Origin of the sequence: Micromonospora sp. B9E7 (assembly GCF_039871815.1) — a bacterium.
GTDB lineage: Bacteria > Actinomycetota > Actinomycetes > Mycobacteriales > Micromonosporaceae > Micromonospora.
In genome coordinates, this window is record NZ_JBDPLX010000004.1 from 60534 (window position 1) to 77499 (window position 16966).

General features: G+C 73.8%; 17 protein-coding genes. 13 read left to right on the forward strand and 4 right to left on the reverse strand.

Going from position 1 to position 16966, the window contains the following annotated elements; genetic code table 11:
* Positions 1-8: 8 nt before the first annotated feature.
* Genes ABGB10_RS08025 through ABGB10_RS08035 form a run of 3 tightly spaced genes read left to right on the forward strand, consistent with a single transcriptional unit; the run spans position 9 to position 4433 of the window.
* Complete coding sequence (locus ABGB10_RS08025) at positions 9-2351, forward strand: tetratricopeptide repeat protein (protein WP_347660212.1); 2343 nt, start codon at positions 9-11, stop codon at positions 2349-2351.
* A 40-nt stretch (positions 2352-2391) separates the two neighbouring features.
* Positions 2392-3015, forward strand: a complete 624-nt coding sequence (locus ABGB10_RS08030) for an ABC transporter ATP-binding protein (protein ID WP_347660213.1) — start codon at positions 2392-2394, stop codon at positions 3013-3015.
* Positions 3012-4433, forward strand: coding sequence for a DUF6297 family protein (locus tag ABGB10_RS08035; RefSeq protein ID WP_347660214.1), 1422 nt, complete (start codon positions 3012-3014; stop codon positions 4431-4433). Before ABGB10_RS08030 ends, ABGB10_RS08035 begins: the two co-directional genes overlap by 4 nt.
* A gap of 31 nt (positions 4434-4464) precedes the next feature.
* On the opposite strand, the gene ABGB10_RS08040 is transcribed toward ABGB10_RS08035, so the two are convergent.
* Positions 4465-5496, reverse strand: a complete 1032-nt coding sequence (locus ABGB10_RS08040) for a PHB depolymerase family esterase (protein ID WP_347660215.1) — start codon at positions 5494-5496, stop codon at positions 4465-4467.
* Positions 5497-5609: 113 nt separating this feature from the next.
* Positions 5610-6212: an MBL fold metallo-hydrolase gene (locus ABGB10_RS08045; protein ID WP_347660216.1), complete on the reverse strand. Its 603-nt coding sequence runs from the start codon at positions 6210-6212 to the stop codon at positions 5610-5612.
* 72 nt (positions 6213-6284) lie between these two features.
* Between ABGB10_RS08045 and ABGB10_RS08050 the strand changes: the two genes are divergently transcribed.
* The 5 genes from ABGB10_RS08050 (at position 6285) to ABGB10_RS08070 (ending at position 10833) form a co-directional block, all read left to right on the forward strand.
* Positions 6285-7091 carry an SDR family oxidoreductase gene (locus tag ABGB10_RS08050; RefSeq protein WP_347660217.1) on the forward strand — a complete coding sequence of 269 codons (807 nt, stop codon included), beginning with the start codon at positions 6285-6287 and terminating at the stop codon, positions 7089-7091.
* Between the two features lie 174 nt (positions 7092-7265).
* Entirely contained in the window at positions 7266-8363 is a 1098-nt protein-coding gene (locus ABGB10_RS08055) for a DUF5919 domain-containing protein (RefSeq protein ID WP_347660218.1), read from the forward strand.
* A 72-nt stretch (positions 8364-8435) separates the two neighbouring features.
* A complete protein-coding gene (locus ABGB10_RS08060) occupies positions 8436-9317 on the forward strand; it encodes a pentapeptide repeat-containing protein (RefSeq protein WP_347660219.1) in 882 nt (293 codons plus the stop codon).
* Positions 9318-9358: 41 nt separating this feature from the next.
* On the forward strand, positions 9359-10558 hold the full coding sequence (locus ABGB10_RS08065; RefSeq protein ID WP_347660220.1) for an MFS transporter: 1200 nt from the start codon (positions 9359-9361) through the stop codon (positions 10556-10558).
* A 38-nt stretch (positions 10559-10596) separates the two neighbouring features.
* Positions 10597-10833, forward strand: coding sequence for a preprotein translocase YidC (locus ABGB10_RS08070; protein ID WP_347660221.1), 237 nt, complete (start codon positions 10597-10599; stop codon positions 10831-10833).
* A 28-nt stretch (positions 10834-10861) separates the two neighbouring features.
* On the opposite strand, the gene rnhA is transcribed toward ABGB10_RS08070, so the two are convergent.
* A complete protein-coding gene (rnhA, locus tag ABGB10_RS08075) occupies positions 10862-11338 on the reverse strand; it encodes a ribonuclease HI (RefSeq protein WP_347660222.1) in 477 nt (158 codons plus the stop codon).
* Positions 11339-11499: 161 nt separating this feature from the next.
* Positions 11500-12747 carry a lycopene cyclase family protein gene (locus ABGB10_RS08080; RefSeq protein WP_347660223.1) on the reverse strand — a complete coding sequence of 416 codons (1248 nt, stop codon included), beginning with the start codon at positions 12745-12747 and terminating at the stop codon, positions 11500-11502.
* Positions 12748-12885: 138 nt separating this feature from the next.
* On the opposite strand from ABGB10_RS08080, the gene ABGB10_RS08085 reads away from it, so the two are divergent.
* The 5 genes from ABGB10_RS08085 to ABGB10_RS08105 all read left to right on the forward strand — a co-directional run bounded on the left by ABGB10_RS08085 (position 12886) and on the right by ABGB10_RS08105 (position 16895).
* On the forward strand, positions 12886-13713 hold the full coding sequence (locus ABGB10_RS08085; protein WP_347660224.1) for a metalloregulator ArsR/SmtB family transcription factor: 828 nt from the start codon (positions 12886-12888) through the stop codon (positions 13711-13713).
* Positions 13714-14000: 287 nt separating this feature from the next.
* On the forward strand, positions 14001-14486 hold the full coding sequence (locus ABGB10_RS08090; protein WP_088989855.1) for a hypothetical protein: 486 nt from the start codon (positions 14001-14003) through the stop codon (positions 14484-14486).
* Positions 14487-14572: 86 nt separating this feature from the next.
* Positions 14573-15184: a class F sortase gene (locus ABGB10_RS08095; RefSeq protein ID WP_347660225.1), complete on the forward strand. Its 612-nt coding sequence runs from the start codon at positions 14573-14575 to the stop codon at positions 15182-15184.
* 114 nt (positions 15185-15298) lie between these two features.
* Positions 15299-16399 carry a magnesium and cobalt transport protein CorA gene (locus ABGB10_RS08100; protein WP_347660226.1) on the forward strand — a complete coding sequence of 367 codons (1101 nt, stop codon included), beginning with the start codon at positions 15299-15301 and terminating at the stop codon, positions 16397-16399.
* A 76-nt stretch (positions 16400-16475) separates the two neighbouring features.
* Positions 16476-16895: a YchJ family protein gene (locus ABGB10_RS08105; RefSeq protein ID WP_347660227.1), complete on the forward strand. Its 420-nt coding sequence runs from the start codon at positions 16476-16478 to the stop codon at positions 16893-16895.
* Positions 16896-16966 lie beyond the last annotated feature (71 nt).

Here is a 16966-nt window from a genome sequence, read left to right on the forward strand (position 1 = left end):
GCTGGCCGGTGCTGATCGCGATCGGCGGGGTGGTCAGCGGCGTCCTCGCCAACGTGGTCAGCAACCTGGCCAGCAACCTGCTCTCCGAGTTGGCGGCCAGCGTGCTCGGGCCGACGAGCATCGCCCTCGCCGTCGGCGGCATCGTCGGCTTCGTCGTGTACGAGGTACGTCGCCGCCGGGCGGAACGCGACGTCGACCCCGAACCGACCGACGTGCTCACCACACCGGCCGCCGGCGCGCCGAACCTGCCCTACACGGCGGAGTTCACCGGACGCGGCGAGCACGTCGAGGCGGTCCTCAAACTGCTCTCCGAGGAACACGCGGTGGCGGTCCTGGGCCGGCGCGCGGTGGGCACCTCCGCGTGCGCCGTCCAGGCCGCGAACCTGTGCCGGGAAGACTTCCCCGACGGGCAGTACTACCTCGACCTGCGCCGGCACGGCCGACCTCGCTCGGCCCAACAGGTGCTCACCGCGCTGGCCCGGATCCTGGGCACCACCCCACCGGCGTCCGGCCGGCCGGACGCGCTCGTCGCCGCCGCCGACGCGGTGCGCGGCCAGCTCGACGGCCGCCGGATCCTGCTGGTGCTGGACAACGTCGACCGGCCCGACCAGGTCCGGCCCCTCCTGCCGCCGACCGCGCGCACCTGCCGGCTGCTGCTCGCCGGCGGCCCAGCGCTGGTGGGGCTCAAGGGCGTGGTCGCACACTGGATCGCCGAGCCGGGCACCTCCGAGGCGGTCGAGTTGTTCGCCGCCGCGGGCGGGGCCGCGCCCGCCGCCCGGGTTCGCCGTGCCGACCCGCGCACCGACCCGGCGGTACGCGACATCGTCGACCTGTGCGGCCGACAGCCCCGCACCGTCCGCGCGCTCGGTTATCGCACCGCGCAGCACGGCTGGCGGCACTCCGACGTGCTGGACGCGCTGCGCCGCGCGGTGCACACGCCACCACACCAGCGGCTCGCGGTGTCGCCGGCCGCACGGCTGATCACCGAACGGGACACCGCGTACCGGACGTTGAGCCGCGAGGCCCGACGGTTGTACCGGGTGATGTCGCTGATCCCCGCCCCGGTCGACCGGCCGACCATCGCCGCGCTGGCCGGGCGGCACCCCGAGCGGGTGACCGCGCTGCTCGACCAGTTGGCCGCCGCGGCGTTCGTGGTCGGCGCGCCCGGCGACCGGTACGAGATCCGCCCACTGCTCGCCGACAGCGCCCGACTGCACCTGCGGGACGCCGATCCGGTCCGGGCCCGGGTCGCCGCGCAGGCCCGGTTGACCCGGCACCTGGCCGGTCGGGCGGAACGGCACGCGGCCAACCTGGCGGTGCTCGGCGCTCCACCGGACCGGGAGTGGTCGCTGCCGTTGGACGACGACCCGTACGGCTGGTTCGACCTGCACCAGGAGCTGCTGCTGGCGGTGGTGCGGGTGCCGGCCGGCGCGGCCGAGACCCTGCCCCGACGGGTACGCCGGTGGTGGTTCCGGCTGGCCGTGGCGCTCTGCGGGTGGCTGGCGTACGCCGAGCGGCTCGACGAGTGGGAGCAGGTCTGCCGCACCGTGCTGGCCACTCCGACGGCCGACGACCGACCGGAGATCGCCGGGTGGGCGCACAACGAGCTGGGTGTGCTGCGTCGGCGTCGGCACGATCCGCACGGGGCGGCAGCCGCGCTCACCCTCGCGGTGAACGAGCGCGGGCGCGGGGGCACCGCCCAGGCTCGGATGAACCTCGGCCTGGCCCTGCTCGACCTGGGGCAGCTCGACGACGCGGTGGAGCACCTGGAGATGTCCCGGCGGCACCGCTCCGGGGCCGACCGGGCCGGGCACGCCCTCACCGAACTGGGTCTCGGCGCGGCGCAACTCGCCCGGGGTGAGCTGGACAGCGCGCACCACCACCTGGTGCGGGCGGCGAACACCTTCCGGTCGGTGGGTGACGCCCGCGGGTACGCGGCGGCGCTGACCAACCTGGTGCTGGTGCACGCGGGTCTCGGCGAGCACCTGGACGCGGCGCAGGCGTGGCGGGCCGCGCTGCGCGAGTACGAGTCGGTCAACGACCCGACGAGCCGGGCGACGGCTCTGCTCAACGCCGGGGCGACCCTGCTGACCAGCACCCCGGGGCAGGCGCGGGTGGCGTACGACCTGTTGACCGAGAGCCGGCGGCTGCGCGAGGAGACGCGGCCGACGGCAGGGCTGGCGCGCACGCTGCTCTACCTGGGTGACGCCTGCGCCGCGCTGGGCGAGCACGCCGACGCCCGGCGGCACTGGGCGGACGCGGCGACGGTGGCCGAGGAGGTCGGCGACGACCAGGCACTGGCCGCCGCCGACGCCCGACTGGAGGACGACGCCACGGACCGCGTGACGTAGGTCGCTCGGGTTGGCCGGTGGCGAGGCTCTGGGAGACTCTGTGATCGTGGACGCGCTCTCGGTACGGGGACTCAGTCGCAACTTCGGCAACCTGGTGGTGCTCGACGACGTGACTTTCACGCTCCCGGCGGGCCGGATCGCGGTGGTCCTGGGCCCGAACGGCAGCGGTAAGACCACCCTGCTGCGCTGCGTCGTCGGCGCGGACCGCCCGGACGCGGGCGAGGTGCTGGTGCAGGGCCGACGGGCCGACGAGACCGACCCGCAGGTGCGGGCACTGGTGGCCGCCGCCCTGGACGACATCGACTTCTTCCCCGACCTGTCCGTGGTCGAACACCTGGAGCTGGTCGCGTACGCCCACGGGGGTGACGCCGAGCCGGTCGAGGAGGTCCTCGCCGAGCTGGGGCTGGAGCCGGCCCGCGACCAGTTGCCGGTGACGCTGTCCAGCGGTCAGCGCCGCCGGCTGGCGTTGGCCTCGTGTTTCGTCCGGCCCCGTCGGGTGCTGATCCTCGACGAGCCCGAGCAGCGGTTGGACGTACGCGGGCGGCAGTGGCTCACCGAGCGCCTGCTCCGGGAGCGTGCCGCCGGGACCGCCGTACTGCTGGCCTCGCACGACCCGGAGTTGATCGACGCGGTGGTCGACGAGCGCATCGAGATCGGCCGGTGACCGCCCCGACGGCCACGATCGCCGACGAGGCGGCCGGGGTGCCCACCGCCCGGCAACTGCGGACGCACCTGCGTCGGGCGCGCAGCCGGCACCACGACCATTCGCTCGGCGACGTGCTGGGTGACGCGTACGTGATCGTCCTGTTCGTGGGCATGTACGGGTGGTTCGCGGTCAGCGCCAGCCGTGACCTGCTGGATTCCCCCACGGTGGGGCAGGCCGAGCCGGGCGTGCGCTGGTGGTTGGCGGTCGCGGCGCTGCTGGCCGGTGCCGGCCTCGCCTGGCGTGGCCTGCGCGCGCTGGGGCCGCTGCTGGTCACGCCGGCCACGCAGAGCTGGGCGACCAGCGCGCCGGTCGACCGGCGGGCCTGGCTGGCGCCGCGCTTCGTCCTGCTTCTGGTCGGCGCGGCGGTGGGCACCGGGGCGCTCGGGGTGGCGGTCGCCGCGCTCGGCGGTGTCAGCGATCCGGGTGCCCTGGGCTGGGCCGCCGCAGCCGGCGCGGGGTGGGGCGCGGCCGCGCTGGCGCTCAGCGTCGTCGCCCAGAGCAGCCGAGCGGGTCGACGGTGGCCGACGCTTGCCGGTGCGGTCCCGTTGGTGGCGGCTGCCGTGATCACCGGTGTGGTGGTGCTCGTCGGTGGCTTCGGCGACGCGCTGCCCCGGCCGACGGCGACACCGACCATCGCGCTGTTCGCCCTCGCGGTGCCCCTCGCGGGCCTGGGCACGATCCGCGCGGTGCGCGCGCTGCCCCGCGTCGACCGGGCCACGCTGACCACCGGCGCCCAGTTCGCCAACGCCGCCTCCACGGCCATGATCCTGCTGGACCCGAGTCTCCTCGCCGGGCTGGTCGAGAGCCGGCGTTGGCGTCGGGTCGGCCAGGTCCGCAGCAGCCGTTTCCTGCCCGGCCCGGGCTGGTGGGCGCTGCTCCAGGCCGACGTACGGCGACTGCGCCGCCACCCGAGCGCCGTGCTGATCTGGGCCGCGCTGATCGGGGTGCAGTATGCTGCCGCGCTCGCCCTGCCCGGGTTGGCCGGGGCCGCGCAGGTGGTGTTCGCGTACCTCGCCGTCGACCGGCTCACCGGTGGTCTGCGGTCGATCAGCCGCTCACCCGGGCTGCGCCGGGCGCTCGGGGGCAGCGACACCCTCCTGCGCGGGATCCACGTGGTGGTGCCGGCGGTCGGCGCGGCCCTGTGGTGGTTGCTGACCCTGCCGACTGTCGACCCGGGGCCGGCGTGGCTCGCGCCGACGTTGGCACTCGGGGTGGTGCTCGCCGCGTTCCGGGCCGGCACCCGACCGCCGATCGACTACGGCGGCGCGACGGTCAACACCCCGTTCGGGATGGTCCCGGTCCACCTGCTGCGTCAGGGCTCACGCGGGCCGGCGCTGCTCGCCGGGCTGGTGCTCTTCCAACTGTTTCTGGGCTGACCGGCCATCCGCCCGGCCAGCCCAAGGGCGCTCAACCGTCCAACCGGCGGACCATGTTCATGATGGTCTCCACCTGCGCGCCGCCCTTGATCGGGAAGTTGGTCGCACCGAGGTAGCCCCACCAGTCCCAGCAGCCGTTCGGGTTGCTGAGGGTGGTGCTCGCCTGCGGGTAGAGGACGATCAGGTTGTTGGTGTCGGCGTACTGGTTGAGGTTTGCCCGGTCGACGAAGGCCGTGCCCACCGCCCCGGCTCCCTGCACGCATCCGTGCAGGGCGACCAGCAGTCGGCACGACTGGCCGGCCGCGCAGGCCGACGGGACGTAGGCGAAGCCGTTGGCGTCCATGCTCAACCCGTTGGCCCAGCCGTTGACCGCGAACGTGTTCTGGCCGAACCGGACGAGGGTGCCGCCGAGCGCCCCGGTGTTCGGTGCGTCGACCCCGCCGAGCAGTTTGCGCAGCAGCGCGTTCTGCGGGTCGGTGCCGCAGTCGTTGAGGTAGGGCGCCGCGGTCGCCGTGCACCCGAGCGTGCCGTACGGGGTGACCCAGGAGTGACCGGCGGCGGAGCCGCTGTCGTACTGCACGCTGGCCCCGAAGTGCTGGTAGTACCGGACCAGGTCGTCGGTGACGGACTTCTCGACAGTGGTGTCGTTGCCGCCGTGGAACACGTACACCGGATCGCCGGACAGGTTGCCGACCGGGTCGACCCAGCCGTACGACGCCCACGTCCGGGTGTAGGCCTGCAGGGCGGCGAGATTCGTCGGGTACGCGTTGTCCCCGCAGCCGTAGAGCGCCTGCGCGACGGTGTTCTGGGAGCAGTAGTACGGCCCGGCGGCGAACACGGCCGCGCCACGGATGCGCGACGAGTAGGCGACGTGCAGTTGGGTGGCCATGTAGCCGCCGGAGGAGACGCCGGCGACGTAGACGCCGGAGACGTTGTAGGTGCCCAACGACCCGGCGACCGGGGCCTTGGTCGACGGGGTGGCGGCCTGGGCGGGGGCCGCGTTGGTCAGGGCCAGCAGGAGGACGGCGGCGAGGGTGGTGGCGACTTTCAACGGTGTGGACATGGGCGCTCCTCGACAGCGCCGACAGGGGCGTCGGCGCGCGCCGAAGCTACCGTGACATAGAGCACATCGGATATGAGCGCGGCCGACACGGTCGCCGCCGCCGGTGTGGTCCCTCAGGCGGTGTCGCCCGGGGCGAGGTGGCGGTAGCCGGGGATCGTCTCGGTGAACCAGCCGGCGACGCTGGCCAGGCCGCGCTCGTTGAGCTGCGCGTCGTGGATCGGGTACGCCGCGGCGGCGGCCACGGCGGCGGCGAATCGGATCGCCTCGTCGAGGCGCAACCACGACCCCTGGGCCGGGACGAGCAGGGTGTGCACCGGTTCGTCCGGCACGTGCAGTGAGTCGCCGGGGTGGTAGAGCCCGGCACCGACCAGGTAGCCGAGGTTGGGGCAGTCCGGTTGACCCTGGTGGATGGCGGCGTGCCGGCCGCCGTGGGCGCTGACCTCGATGCCGGCCGCCGTGAAACGTTGCCCGGCGCGGACCCGGGTCACCGGCAACGGCGCGAGATCCGGCAGTCGGGCGCCCTCGGGGGCGTACACCGGGACGCCCAGGCCGGCGAGCCGCAGCACGTCCACGTGGTCGGTGTGCTCGTGGGTGACCAGGACGGCGTCCGCGCCGACCAGGGCGCGCGGCTCGCTCCACGTCCCCGGGTCGATGACGAGCACCCCGCCGTCGTGCTCGACGCGGACACAAGCGTGCGTGAATCGGGTGATCCGCATCCGGCGAGGGTATGCCCTCGGCGTCCGGGGACGCGACGATTGGGTCGGCATGCTCGGGGTAGTGCGAACCCCATGCCCCAGCGTTACGAGAACTACCCGAGGGTCGCCGTGGTCACCGGTGCGGACTCCGGCATCGGCAAGGCCTGCGCGGTCGCGCTGGCCGAGGCCGGCTTCGACATCGGCATCACCTGGTACGGCGACCCCGACGGCGCCGAACGGACCGCGACCGAGGTCCGCGCCACCGGTCGTCGGTGCGAGGTCGCCGAGGTGGACCTGACCCGGCTACCGGAGGCGGCGGCGGTGGTGGACGAGTTGGCCGACGGACTGGGCGGCATCGGGGTGCTGGTCAACAACGCCGGCATCGGCGCCTCGACGCCGTTCGTCGACACAGGTTGGGAGCAGTGGCGCGAGGTGCTCGCCGTCGACCTGGACGCGCCGTTCCTGTGCGCGCAACGGGCCGCGCGACGGATGCGGGCCGCCGGCACCGGCGGGCGGATCATCAACATCACCAGCGTGCACGAGCACGCGCCCCGGGTGGGCTCCGCCGCGTACTGCGCCGCCAAGGGTGGGCTGGGTCTGCTGACCCGGGTGATGGCACAGGAGTTGGCCGCCGAGGGGATCACCGTCAACGCGGTCGCCCCGGGTGAGATCGCCACACCGATGACCGGCATGGAGGACGTCGACCCGTACACCCGGGACCGGCCCGGCGTACCGGTGGGGCGACCGGGCGACGCTCGCGAGGTCGCCGCCGTGGTCGCGTTGCTCGCCTCCCCCGCCGCCAGCTACGTCACCGGGGCGTCCTGGCCGGTCGATGGCGGCATGCTGCTGATGGGCCCGCAGGCCAACTCGTTGACCAGCGACGACTGGCGTTCGGTCTGAGCACCCTGAGTAGTCGCGCGCTGCCGTTACCGTCATCCCAGGAGCGGTGGCGGCGATCCGTCCGGGGAAACCGACGCCCCGAACGGGACAGCGAGCAGCAAACCGGGCACGTATCCTCCGCATTCTGGTGATTGCGGGCGGCGGTGGGCCGGCCCGACGACGAAAGGGGACCGGATGCCCGAGTGGGCTGGTCGGGGCGGGCGGCAACGACGCGCCTTCGTCGTCGGTGGGGCACTGCTCGGGGTCGCCGTCGTCATGCTGGTGGGCGCCTGGCGCAGCACCGGCTTCCTCAGCGACCTGCTGCTCAACCTCGGTGCCAGCGTGGTGCTCGCGGCCATCTCGTACGTCATCTTCGACCCGCTGTTCGAGGAGGCCCGCAAGGCACGGGTGCAGGAGCACCTGAGCTTCGACCAGCAGGCGTTCGTGAGCCGGCTGAACCGCTCCGGACGCCGGGTGCGCATCCTCGACACCTGGACGATCCTGCTGGAGCAGCGGCACCGCGAGGAGACCCTGACCGCGATCCGAGCGGCGCTCGGCAACGGCGCCCAGGTGCAGTTGCTCCTGCTCGACCCGGACTGCACCGCCGCCCAGCAGCGCTCCGAGGAGTTGGAACGGCAGCGGGTGGACGTGCCCCGACAGATCCGCGCCAACCTGCGCCACCTGGCCGCCTTCAGCGACGCCCTCGACTCCCGGCTACGGCAACGCCTGCAGGTCCGGCTCTACGACGCGTCCCCGTCGATCCAGCTCTACCAGTGGGACGGGCGGGCGTTGATCTCGTTCTTCCCGATCGGGAAGCTGTCGTTCAACGTGCCTCAGCTGGAGGTCGACATGGACAGCCCGTGGGGCGGGTTCGTGCACGCCCGCTTCGAGGAGTTGTGGGAGCACGAGCAGGCCACCCTGAACCTGGAACGGTACTGGTCGGTCGTGGTCACGCTGCGCCACGACGACTCGGACGTGGTCGAGGTGCGCGTGCCGTACGTGATGGTGGACGGGCAGCACTACGTCGACTGCCGTGGGTTCCGGGTGACCGGGCCGCTGACCGTGCGAGCCATGCTGCCGCCCCGCGCGCCTGGGGCGTCCCCCGCGGTGTTCGCGCTGGCCGAGCCCGCCGACGGCGACCACACGCCGGCCGACGCCGTGAAACGGCACTTCGACCAGAAGTACGGGCACGACAACGGGGACCGGGCGATCTACCGGTTGGTGCCACCACCGGGCCACTCCCGTACCCCGGCTCCCCGCTCGGCGGCGGCCGGCGACACGCACGGACGGTGACCCGACCCGACCGGTCGGCTCGGCACGCGAAACAATGGTGGCCTCGCCCCGTACACCAGGAGGACCGGCCACGTGTCGCCCAGCCCCGCACCGCCGCCCGGGTCGGCGCAGCTGCGCGCCGACTGCGGACGCTGCTTCGGCCTGTGCTGCGTGGTGCCCGCGTTCGCCCGATCGGCGGACTTCGCCATCGACAAGCCGGCCGGGCAGGCCTGCCCCAACCTGGGCCCGGACCACCGCTGCGGCATCCACACCGAGCTGCGGCAACGCGGGTTTCCCGGCTGCACCGTGTTCGACTGTTTCGGTGCCGGCCAGCAGGTCTCCCAGGTCACCTTCGGCGGACGGGACTGGCGGGGCGCGCCCGAGACGCTGCCGGCCATGGCGGAGGCGTTCGCCGTGCTGCGCCCCCTGCACGAACTGCTCTGGTACGTCACCGAGGCGCTGACGCTGCGCCCGCCGGCCGGCCTGCGCGACGAACTGGTCCGCGCCCGCGCCGAGACGGCAGCACTCACCGAGGGTGACCCGACGCGCCTGCGCACGGTGGACGTCGCCGCGCACCGGGACCGGGTCAACCCCCTGCTGTCCCAGGCCAGCGACGCGGCCCGCTCCCCCGGGGGCGTCGACCACCGGGGCGCGCACCTGCCCGGGGCCGACCTGCGCCGAGTCGACCTGCGCCGGGCCAACCTTCGCGGGGCGCTGCTGATCGGCGCCGACCTGCGCGGCGTCGACCTGAGCCTCGCCGACGTCACCGGCGCGGACCTGCGCGGGGCCGACCTGCGCGGCAGCGACCTGCGGAACACCCTCTTCCTGCACCAGTCCCAGCTGGACGCCGCTCGGGGCGACGTACGCACCGGCCTGCCGGCCACCCGCACCCGGCCACCGCACTGGACGGCGCTGCCGCTCACCCCGGTCCGCCAGCCGTCCCGGGCCACGGCCCGTCGCGGCCGGCGCCGATAGGGCCCGGCCCGCGTCAAGTCATGCATGTACCCCGGCGAGCGATGCTCCTCATCGTGTTGATGACCGTGGCGCAGCTCCCGGTCGCGCTGCGGCAACTGCTCGTCGTGCTGCTCGGCCACCAGAACACCGGCAGCTTCGCCACCGCCGGAGTGGCCAGCGCCGGCTGCGGGATCGGGCTGGCGCTCACCGCACCACTGGTCGGCCGGCTCCTGCGCCGGCTCGGTGCCCGGCCGGTACTCCTCGCGACCAGCCTCGCCCACCTGCTCGCCCTGCTCGGACTGGCCGTCACCACCGAACCGGCGGCGTTCGTGGCACTGGCCACCGTGGCCGGGCTCAGCACGCCACCGGCCGTCGGCAGTGGACGCTCCCAACTGGCCCGGATGGTCCCCGCCACCGCGCTGGCCCGCACATACGCGGTCAACGCCGTCGGGCAGGAGCTGCTGTACGTGGGCGGACCCCTCGCGGTGACGCTGAGTCTGCTGATCAGCGGCCCCACGGCCGCACTGCTCGTCTTCGCCGTCATCGGCACCGCCGGGCTGCTCGGCATGGTCGCCGTGCTGCCGCCACGCGACGTCGAACGACAGCCCGGCGGGAAGCGGTCCGCGCTGCCGGGCCGGGCCACCCGCCGCACCGTCGTCGGCACCCACATCGGCTACATGGTCAGCATCGGCGCCATGTGGGTGCTGGTGCCCGCGTTCGCCACCACGGTCGGGCACCCGGACCAGGCCGGGCTGCTGGTGACCATCTGGTCGGTGGGCAGCCTGGCCGGTGGCGTGCTGCTGGCCCGCCGGGGTCGACCCGGCAGCCCGGCGGGGGCGTACCTGACGCTGCTCGGCACGTTGGCCGCCACCTCGCTGGCGCTGCTGCTGCCCCGCAGCGTGCCGCAGATGGCCGTGGCGCTGGCGGTGTTCGGCCTCGCGCTGGCACCGTTCCTCGCCGTCACCGACGAGATCCTCGCCCGATCCACCCCGGTGGCCCGGCTCCCCGAGACGTACGGGTGGTTGCAGACGGCCGGGCAGCTCGGCATCGCCGCCGGGTCCGCGACCAGCGGCGCGGTCAACGACCACGTCGGCAACACTCCGGCGTTCCTGGTGGTCTGCGGCGCGCTGGCGGTGGCGCTGACCGTCGCGCTCAGCCGTCGCCGGACGCTGCGGCTGCCCTCTGCTCCCCCACCGGCCGAGACGGTCGGACCAGCGGTGACCGCCGGCGGGCGAGGTTTCGGCCCGGACGACGCCGGGTAGCCAGCGCCGACGCGGACGGCATCGACGGGGGGCACGGCGTGGGCTACCGAAATCGCCAAGGTGAGCAGCCGGGCGACCCGCAGCACAGCGAGGACGAGGCCGGTCAGGTGCCGTTGGTCCAGGTCGAGGCGGACACCGAGGTCCCGGCGCCGGCCGACACCGACGTTCCTCCGGACGTCGTGACCGAGGGCGACAACTCGGGTGTCGCCGGCGGATCGTCCGGCAGCAGCGGCGGCGGTTCCAGCATGCCCGGCCACCCGGACGCGACCCGCTGACGCGGCCCCTCCACGGGCCGGCGCAACCTCAGCTGCGGGCCGGCACCGCCGAACGGGCCTCGGTCATGCCCTTGTTGGCCAGCCCGTCGGCCCGCTCGTTCTCCGGGTGACCGTTGTGTCCCTTGACCCACAGCCAGGTGACCTGGTGCCGCTCGCAGGCCGCCTCCAGCCGCTGCCACAGGTCGGCGTTCTTCACCGGCTGCTTAGCCGCGGTCCGCCAACCGTTGCGCTTCCAGGACGCCAGCCAACTGGTGATGCCGTTGCGCACGTACGTGCTGTCGGTGTGCAGCTCCACGGTGACCGGCCGATTCAGGCTCTCCAACGCCTGGATGGCCGCCATCAGCTCCATCCGGTTGTTCGTGGTCGGCGTGGCCTCGCCACCGCACAGCTCCCGCTCGTGATCGCCGTAGCGCAGCAGCGCGCCCCAACCGCCCGGCCCGGGGTTGCCACTGCACGCCCCGTCGGTCCAGATCTGCACGCCCCTGCCGGCCGCCGCGTCCACCATGCCCGGCAACCTACCGCGCGGTGACGTCGTCCTCCCTGGCCGGGGGCCAGGGCGCGCCGAGGCGTCGTGCCCCGCCTCCGCGGCAGGACGTCGTGCCCCACCTGCGGGGCAGCTCGACAGGTTCCGGCGCAGACGACGCCGGTCGGTGCCGGTGGAGCGGCCTACCCGCCGGGTGATACGCCGGGCTCCGAGCCGACCACGGCGGGCGGGATGGTTGGCGCGGGTCGGGTGGGCCGCAGCCGGTCGCGGACGCGGTGCGCCGCGTCGCCGGCGGTGGCGGCGATCATCGGCAGCAGCCGGGTGGAGTTCATGATGGCGACCTCCTCGGCCGGTGTGGTCACGCCGTCGAGGAAGCGCAGCACCCGCTCGGCGGGGTTGCGGTCGAAGAGCCGGTCGAAGAAGTCCGGCCCGCCGACTCCGCCCCGGTCCAGCGCCCGCAGCGCCACCGCGTCCATCCAGCGGTGTCGGCGCGGGTACGCCGCCTGCGGCACCGGCGGTCGTCCCGCCGCGAGGGCGCGGGCCACCTGGTCGGCCTGGCGGTACATGGCGGAGAAGGTGAAGCCGGTGGAGGGGCGGGTCGCACCGCCGGCCGTACCGAGTCGGACCACCCGGGGCGAGGGCCGGGCCGGAAACGGCGCGTCGGTCATCGGGATCACGCCGTTCTCCACCTCCCGCACCCGCAGCCCGGCCGGGTCCAGCCCGAGCAGGTCCCGGTAGCCGGCCAGCGCCTCGTCGTACCCGGCGTCGGTGAGCAGGTCGGGCGAGAACTCGGTGTACTCGACCAGGGCGTAGCGGTCGCTCACCGGCAGCACGTAACCGAAGGAGACGCCTCGGGGCGGCTGCGGGGTGCGGAAGTCCATCAGTACCGCGCGTGCCGGGTCGAAGACGGGGCGGTCGGCCTCCAACCACCAGCCGCGGAAGTGCTGCAACCAGGTGGTCCGTCCGGCCCGCGCCGGCGGGCGGGGGCGCGAGTCGAGCACCCACCCGGCCCGTACGGTCCGTCCGTCACCGGTGCGCACCCGCACCCGTGTGCCGTCGTCGGTCACCGTCTCGGCGGGCGCGACGATCCGGGTGGCGTCCAGTCGGCGTTCGGCCTCGGCAGCCCGGTCGTAGACCGGGCCGGAGCGGAGCATGGCGTACCGCAGCGGGGTCAGGTCCAGGGCGCGACGCCGCGCCGCCGTCGCCACCTCGACCTGCTGCCAGCTCGCGCTGAGCAGCGGGTCCAGGTCGGTGCCCGGGTGGCCCCAGAACGCCCAGGTGCGGTCCTGACCGCGCCGGCGGACCGGGTCGACGACGGCGATGCGCAGGTCGTGGACGCCGTGCCGGTCCAGTGCGGCGAGCAGCAACGATGCCGCTCCGCCGCCGCCGAGCAGCGCGAGGTCGACGTCCAGCGGCGCGGAATCGGTCACCGCACCACGCTGCCACACCACTCGACGGCCGCTCACGCCGCTCCCGGGCGGTGCACCGGCCGGCGCGACCTTGACTAGCAACCATTTGGTTGCCTATGGTGATTGGCAACCAGGCAGTTGCATGTTGGGGGAGGGTTGATGGACGAGGCGTTCCGGGCACTGGCCGACCCCAGCCGGCGTCGGCTGCTCGACCGGCTCAACGAGCGCAACGGCCAGACCCTTCGGGAGCTCTGCGACGGGTTGGCGACGACCCGACAGGCCGTCAGCAAGCACCTGTCGGTTCTGGAGGCGGCCAACCTCATCACGACCGCACGGCGGGGCCGGGAAAAGGTGCACTACCTCAACGCCGCCCCGATCAACGCCATCGCCGACCGGTGGCTCAGCCGCTACGACCGTGAGCGCGCCGCCACCCTCGCCGACCTGACCACCGCATTGGAGCGACAACCCATGGAGAGCCCGACCTTCGCCTACACGACGTACGTCACCACCACCCCGCAGCGGCTGTGGGCCGCACTCATCGAACCGGAATTCACCCGTCGCTACTGGGGTGGGATCGCGCTCGTGTCGGACTGGCAGGTCGGGTCACCCGTGCTGTGGCAGGACGCGCCGGGCGACGAGCCCCGCGATCTCGGCCAGCGGGTGCTGGCCGCAGAGCCGTACCGTCTCCTCTCCTACAGCTGGCACGGCTTTCAACCCGAGCACGCCGAGCACTTCGGCTGGTCTGCCGAGGAGCTGGCCTCCCGGCTCGGCGAGCGCCGGTCGAAGGTGACGTTCCAGATCGAGCCGTACGGCACGACAGCCGTCCGGTTGACCGTGATCCATGACGACTTCTCCCCCGACAGCGAGATGCACCGGGCGGTCAGCGGCCAACTCGACGGCAGCGGAGGCTGGCCGGAGCTGCTGGCCAGCCTCAAGACACTCCTCGAAACCGGCGAGCCGATGCCCGAGCCGACCCGGGCCGGCTGACCCGGCGGCCAGCCGGCGTATTTCCGTCGTCGTCGGCAATACCTCGCCATCGACCCAGCCGCGACAGCCCGACATCGACCGGAGGACCGGCGCTGCTCGGGCCGTCCGGGCCTTTCCGCAGCTCTTCCCGCCTTCGGGTGGACACGTGACGGCAACGAGGAATTCTCATTTTCACCTGATCGTGGGCCCAACCCACCTAGTGTTGGGCACACCGGTGCTAGTCACGGAGTTGGCCACCCGAACGACGTCCCACGCAGTCAGCGGACGAAAAGTGAGGGAAGACGCGTATGAAGGTCTCAACAGCACTCTGCTCGGCGGCGCTCGGCGTGGGCCTCGGCACACTCCTGCTGCCAGGCGCCGCACTGGCCGACACCACGGTGTCACCGGCCACCACCCCGGTCGGAGGGACCGTCGTGCTCACCGCGACGACCTGCAACCCGAAGTCGGGTGACGCCCTGTTCCGGGTCACCGGCCCCAACCGCGACCAGAACGTCCGGTCCACGACGGCCGCCGCCGGCGGCGGGCTGAGCGCCGAACTCTTCACCGCCGGATTCACCCTGGGCACGTACACGGTGGCGGCGACCTGCGGCGACGGCAGTTCGGCCGGCAGCGCCACGTTCACCGTCACCCCGATCGGCGGCGCGCCCGCCGGCTCCGGCGGCGACAGCCGCGACAACGGCGCTCTGGCTGCCGGCGGCACGCTGCTCGGCACCGCCCTGGCCGGCGCGGTGATCCTGATCCGCCGGCGTCGTCCGGTGTCCACTGTCGCCTGACCGGCGGCTGTTCCATCCCTGAGGACGGGTGCCCGCGCCGGTGACACCGGCGCGGGCATCCCGACGATCCCTACGGAGGTGCCCACGTGTGGTGGCGGCGGACCCTACCGGCGGTGGTCGCCCTGCTGGGCGTGAGCGGGCTGGGGCTGATCACGGTCGGCCTCACCGCCGACCCGGCCGCGCCGCCACGACCGCCGGCCGACGCGCCACGACGCACCGAGCCGGCACCGGACCTGGTGCCGCTCCCGCGCGCCGCGCCGGTCCGGGTGCAGATCACCGCCATCGGCGTACGCGCGGAGGTCGTCCCGGTCGGGGCCGACGCCGCCGGGGTGCTGGAGGTGCCGCCACTGGACCGGCCCACCCTCGCCGGTTGGTACCGGCACGGGGTGAGCCCCGGCGAGACGGGCAACGCCGTCCTGGTCGGACACGTCGACTCACCGGCCGGTCCGGCGGTCTTCTTCGACCTCGGTCGGTTGCGCCCCGGCGAGCAGATCCAGGTCACCCGGGCCGACGCGCGGGTCGCCACGTTCACGGTGGACGACGTGCGGGCGTACCCCAAGGACCACTTTCCGACCACCCTCGTCTACGGCCCGGCGGACGCCGCCGCGCTGCGCCTGATCACCTGCGGCGGCCGGTTCGACGCCGCGACCGGCAACTACGTCGACAACGTCGTCGTCTTCGCCACCCGCACCGCCTGAGCCGACCCGCCCGCCTGAGCCACCCGCCCCGCTGTCGGGAGCCGGACCCCGCTCGGCAGAATGCGGTGGCACCATCCCTGATCGGGCGGTGCGCCGGCGACGGGGAGGCACACAGTGGATCAGCGACCGGTACGGGACCGGGCCGGTCGAGGCGTACGCGCCCTGGCCCGTCGACTGCTCGGACGGGTCGAGGGCGATTCCCCCAACCCCCGCCGGACCAACCCGGACGCCGTGGTCGACTGCGCCGTCTACGCCAACGGCCGCCGGGAGCCCGGTCGACCGCACTACGCCGACGCGTACGCCCGCGCCCGGCACGGCCGGGACGCCTTCGTGTGGCTGGGACTGCACGATCCGGGCCCGGCGGTGCTCGCCGCGGTCGGCCAGACCTTCGGCCTCGACGAGCTGACCGTCGAACAGGCGCTCGCGGACGGGCACCGGCCCACCGTGCAGCGCCACGGGTCGGTCACGCTGCTGGTCCTGCGCACCGCCGGGTACGTGGAGCACGACGAGCTGACCGACACCTCCGAGGTGATCGACACCGGGGACGTCATGGTGCTGCTCGGTGACCGCTTCGCCATCACGGTGCGGCACGGCGCCGCCGGGGCGCTGCGCAGCGTCCGCGCCGACATCGAGCGCCGCCCCGCGCTGCTGGCCGCCGGCCCGTGGGCGGTGGCGTACGCGGTCTGCGCCCGCATGGTCGACTCCTACCTGGAGGTGGCCGGGCACGTGGAGCGGGACCTGGAGCGGGTCGAGGAGGCGGTGTTCGCCCGCGACCGCACAGCCGACATCCAGCACATCTACCAGCTCAAACGGGAGGTGGTGGAGTTCAAGCGGGCGGTCCTGCCGTTGCAGGCGCCCATGCGTACGTTGCTCGAACCCGACGGCCCGCCGCGTGCCCTGCACCGCTGGTTCGTCGACGTCGACGGCCGGTTGAGCCGGGCGGTGGATCGGGTGGCCGCGTACGACGACCTGCTCACCTCGATCGTCCAGTCCCGACTGGCGCAGCTCGCCGTCGAGCAGAACAACGACATGCGCAAGATCGCCGCCTGGGCGGCCATCGCGGCCACCCAGACCGGCATCGCCGGGATCTACGGCATGAACTTCGACCACATGCCCGAGCTGGCCTGGCGCTACGGCTACGCCGGGGCCGTCACCCTGATGGCGGCGGCCGCCCTGTTCCTGTACCGGCTGTTCCGCCGCTCCGGCTGGCTGTGAACGCCGCAACCCGGCGCCGGCGGCGGGACGCGGGGGCGTGAGCAGGGGCGGGTCTCCGGTGCGGCAGGATAGGGACGTGGGTAAGGGTGCGGGACGTCGGCGGGCGAACACGGCGACGGGACGGGTCTGCCCGTGCGGCTCCGGCCAGACGTACGCGGACTGCTGCGCACCGGCGCACTCCGGCGACAGACCGGCGTCGACGGCCGAGGAGTTGATGCGGTCCCGGTTCAGCGCCTTCGCTCTCGGCGACACCGGCTACCTGTTGCGAAGCTGGCACTCCTCGACCCGGCCCACCTCGCTGGAGCTCGACCCGGGGCAGCGGTGGACCCGCCTGGAGATCGTGGAGACCGAGCGGGGCGGCCTGCTCGACAACGCCGGCACGGTGACGTTCCACGCCCACTACCGGGACGCCGGTCGGCCCGGCACGATGACCGAGCACAGCCGGTTCGTCCGTGCGGACGGCCGGTGGGTGTACGTCGACGGTGACCAGCCCTGACCGCCGATCTGGCGTAGGATGAGGTCGGCGTTGTCCTGCGCCGCACCTCCCTCCCGGCGCTCACGCCGCCG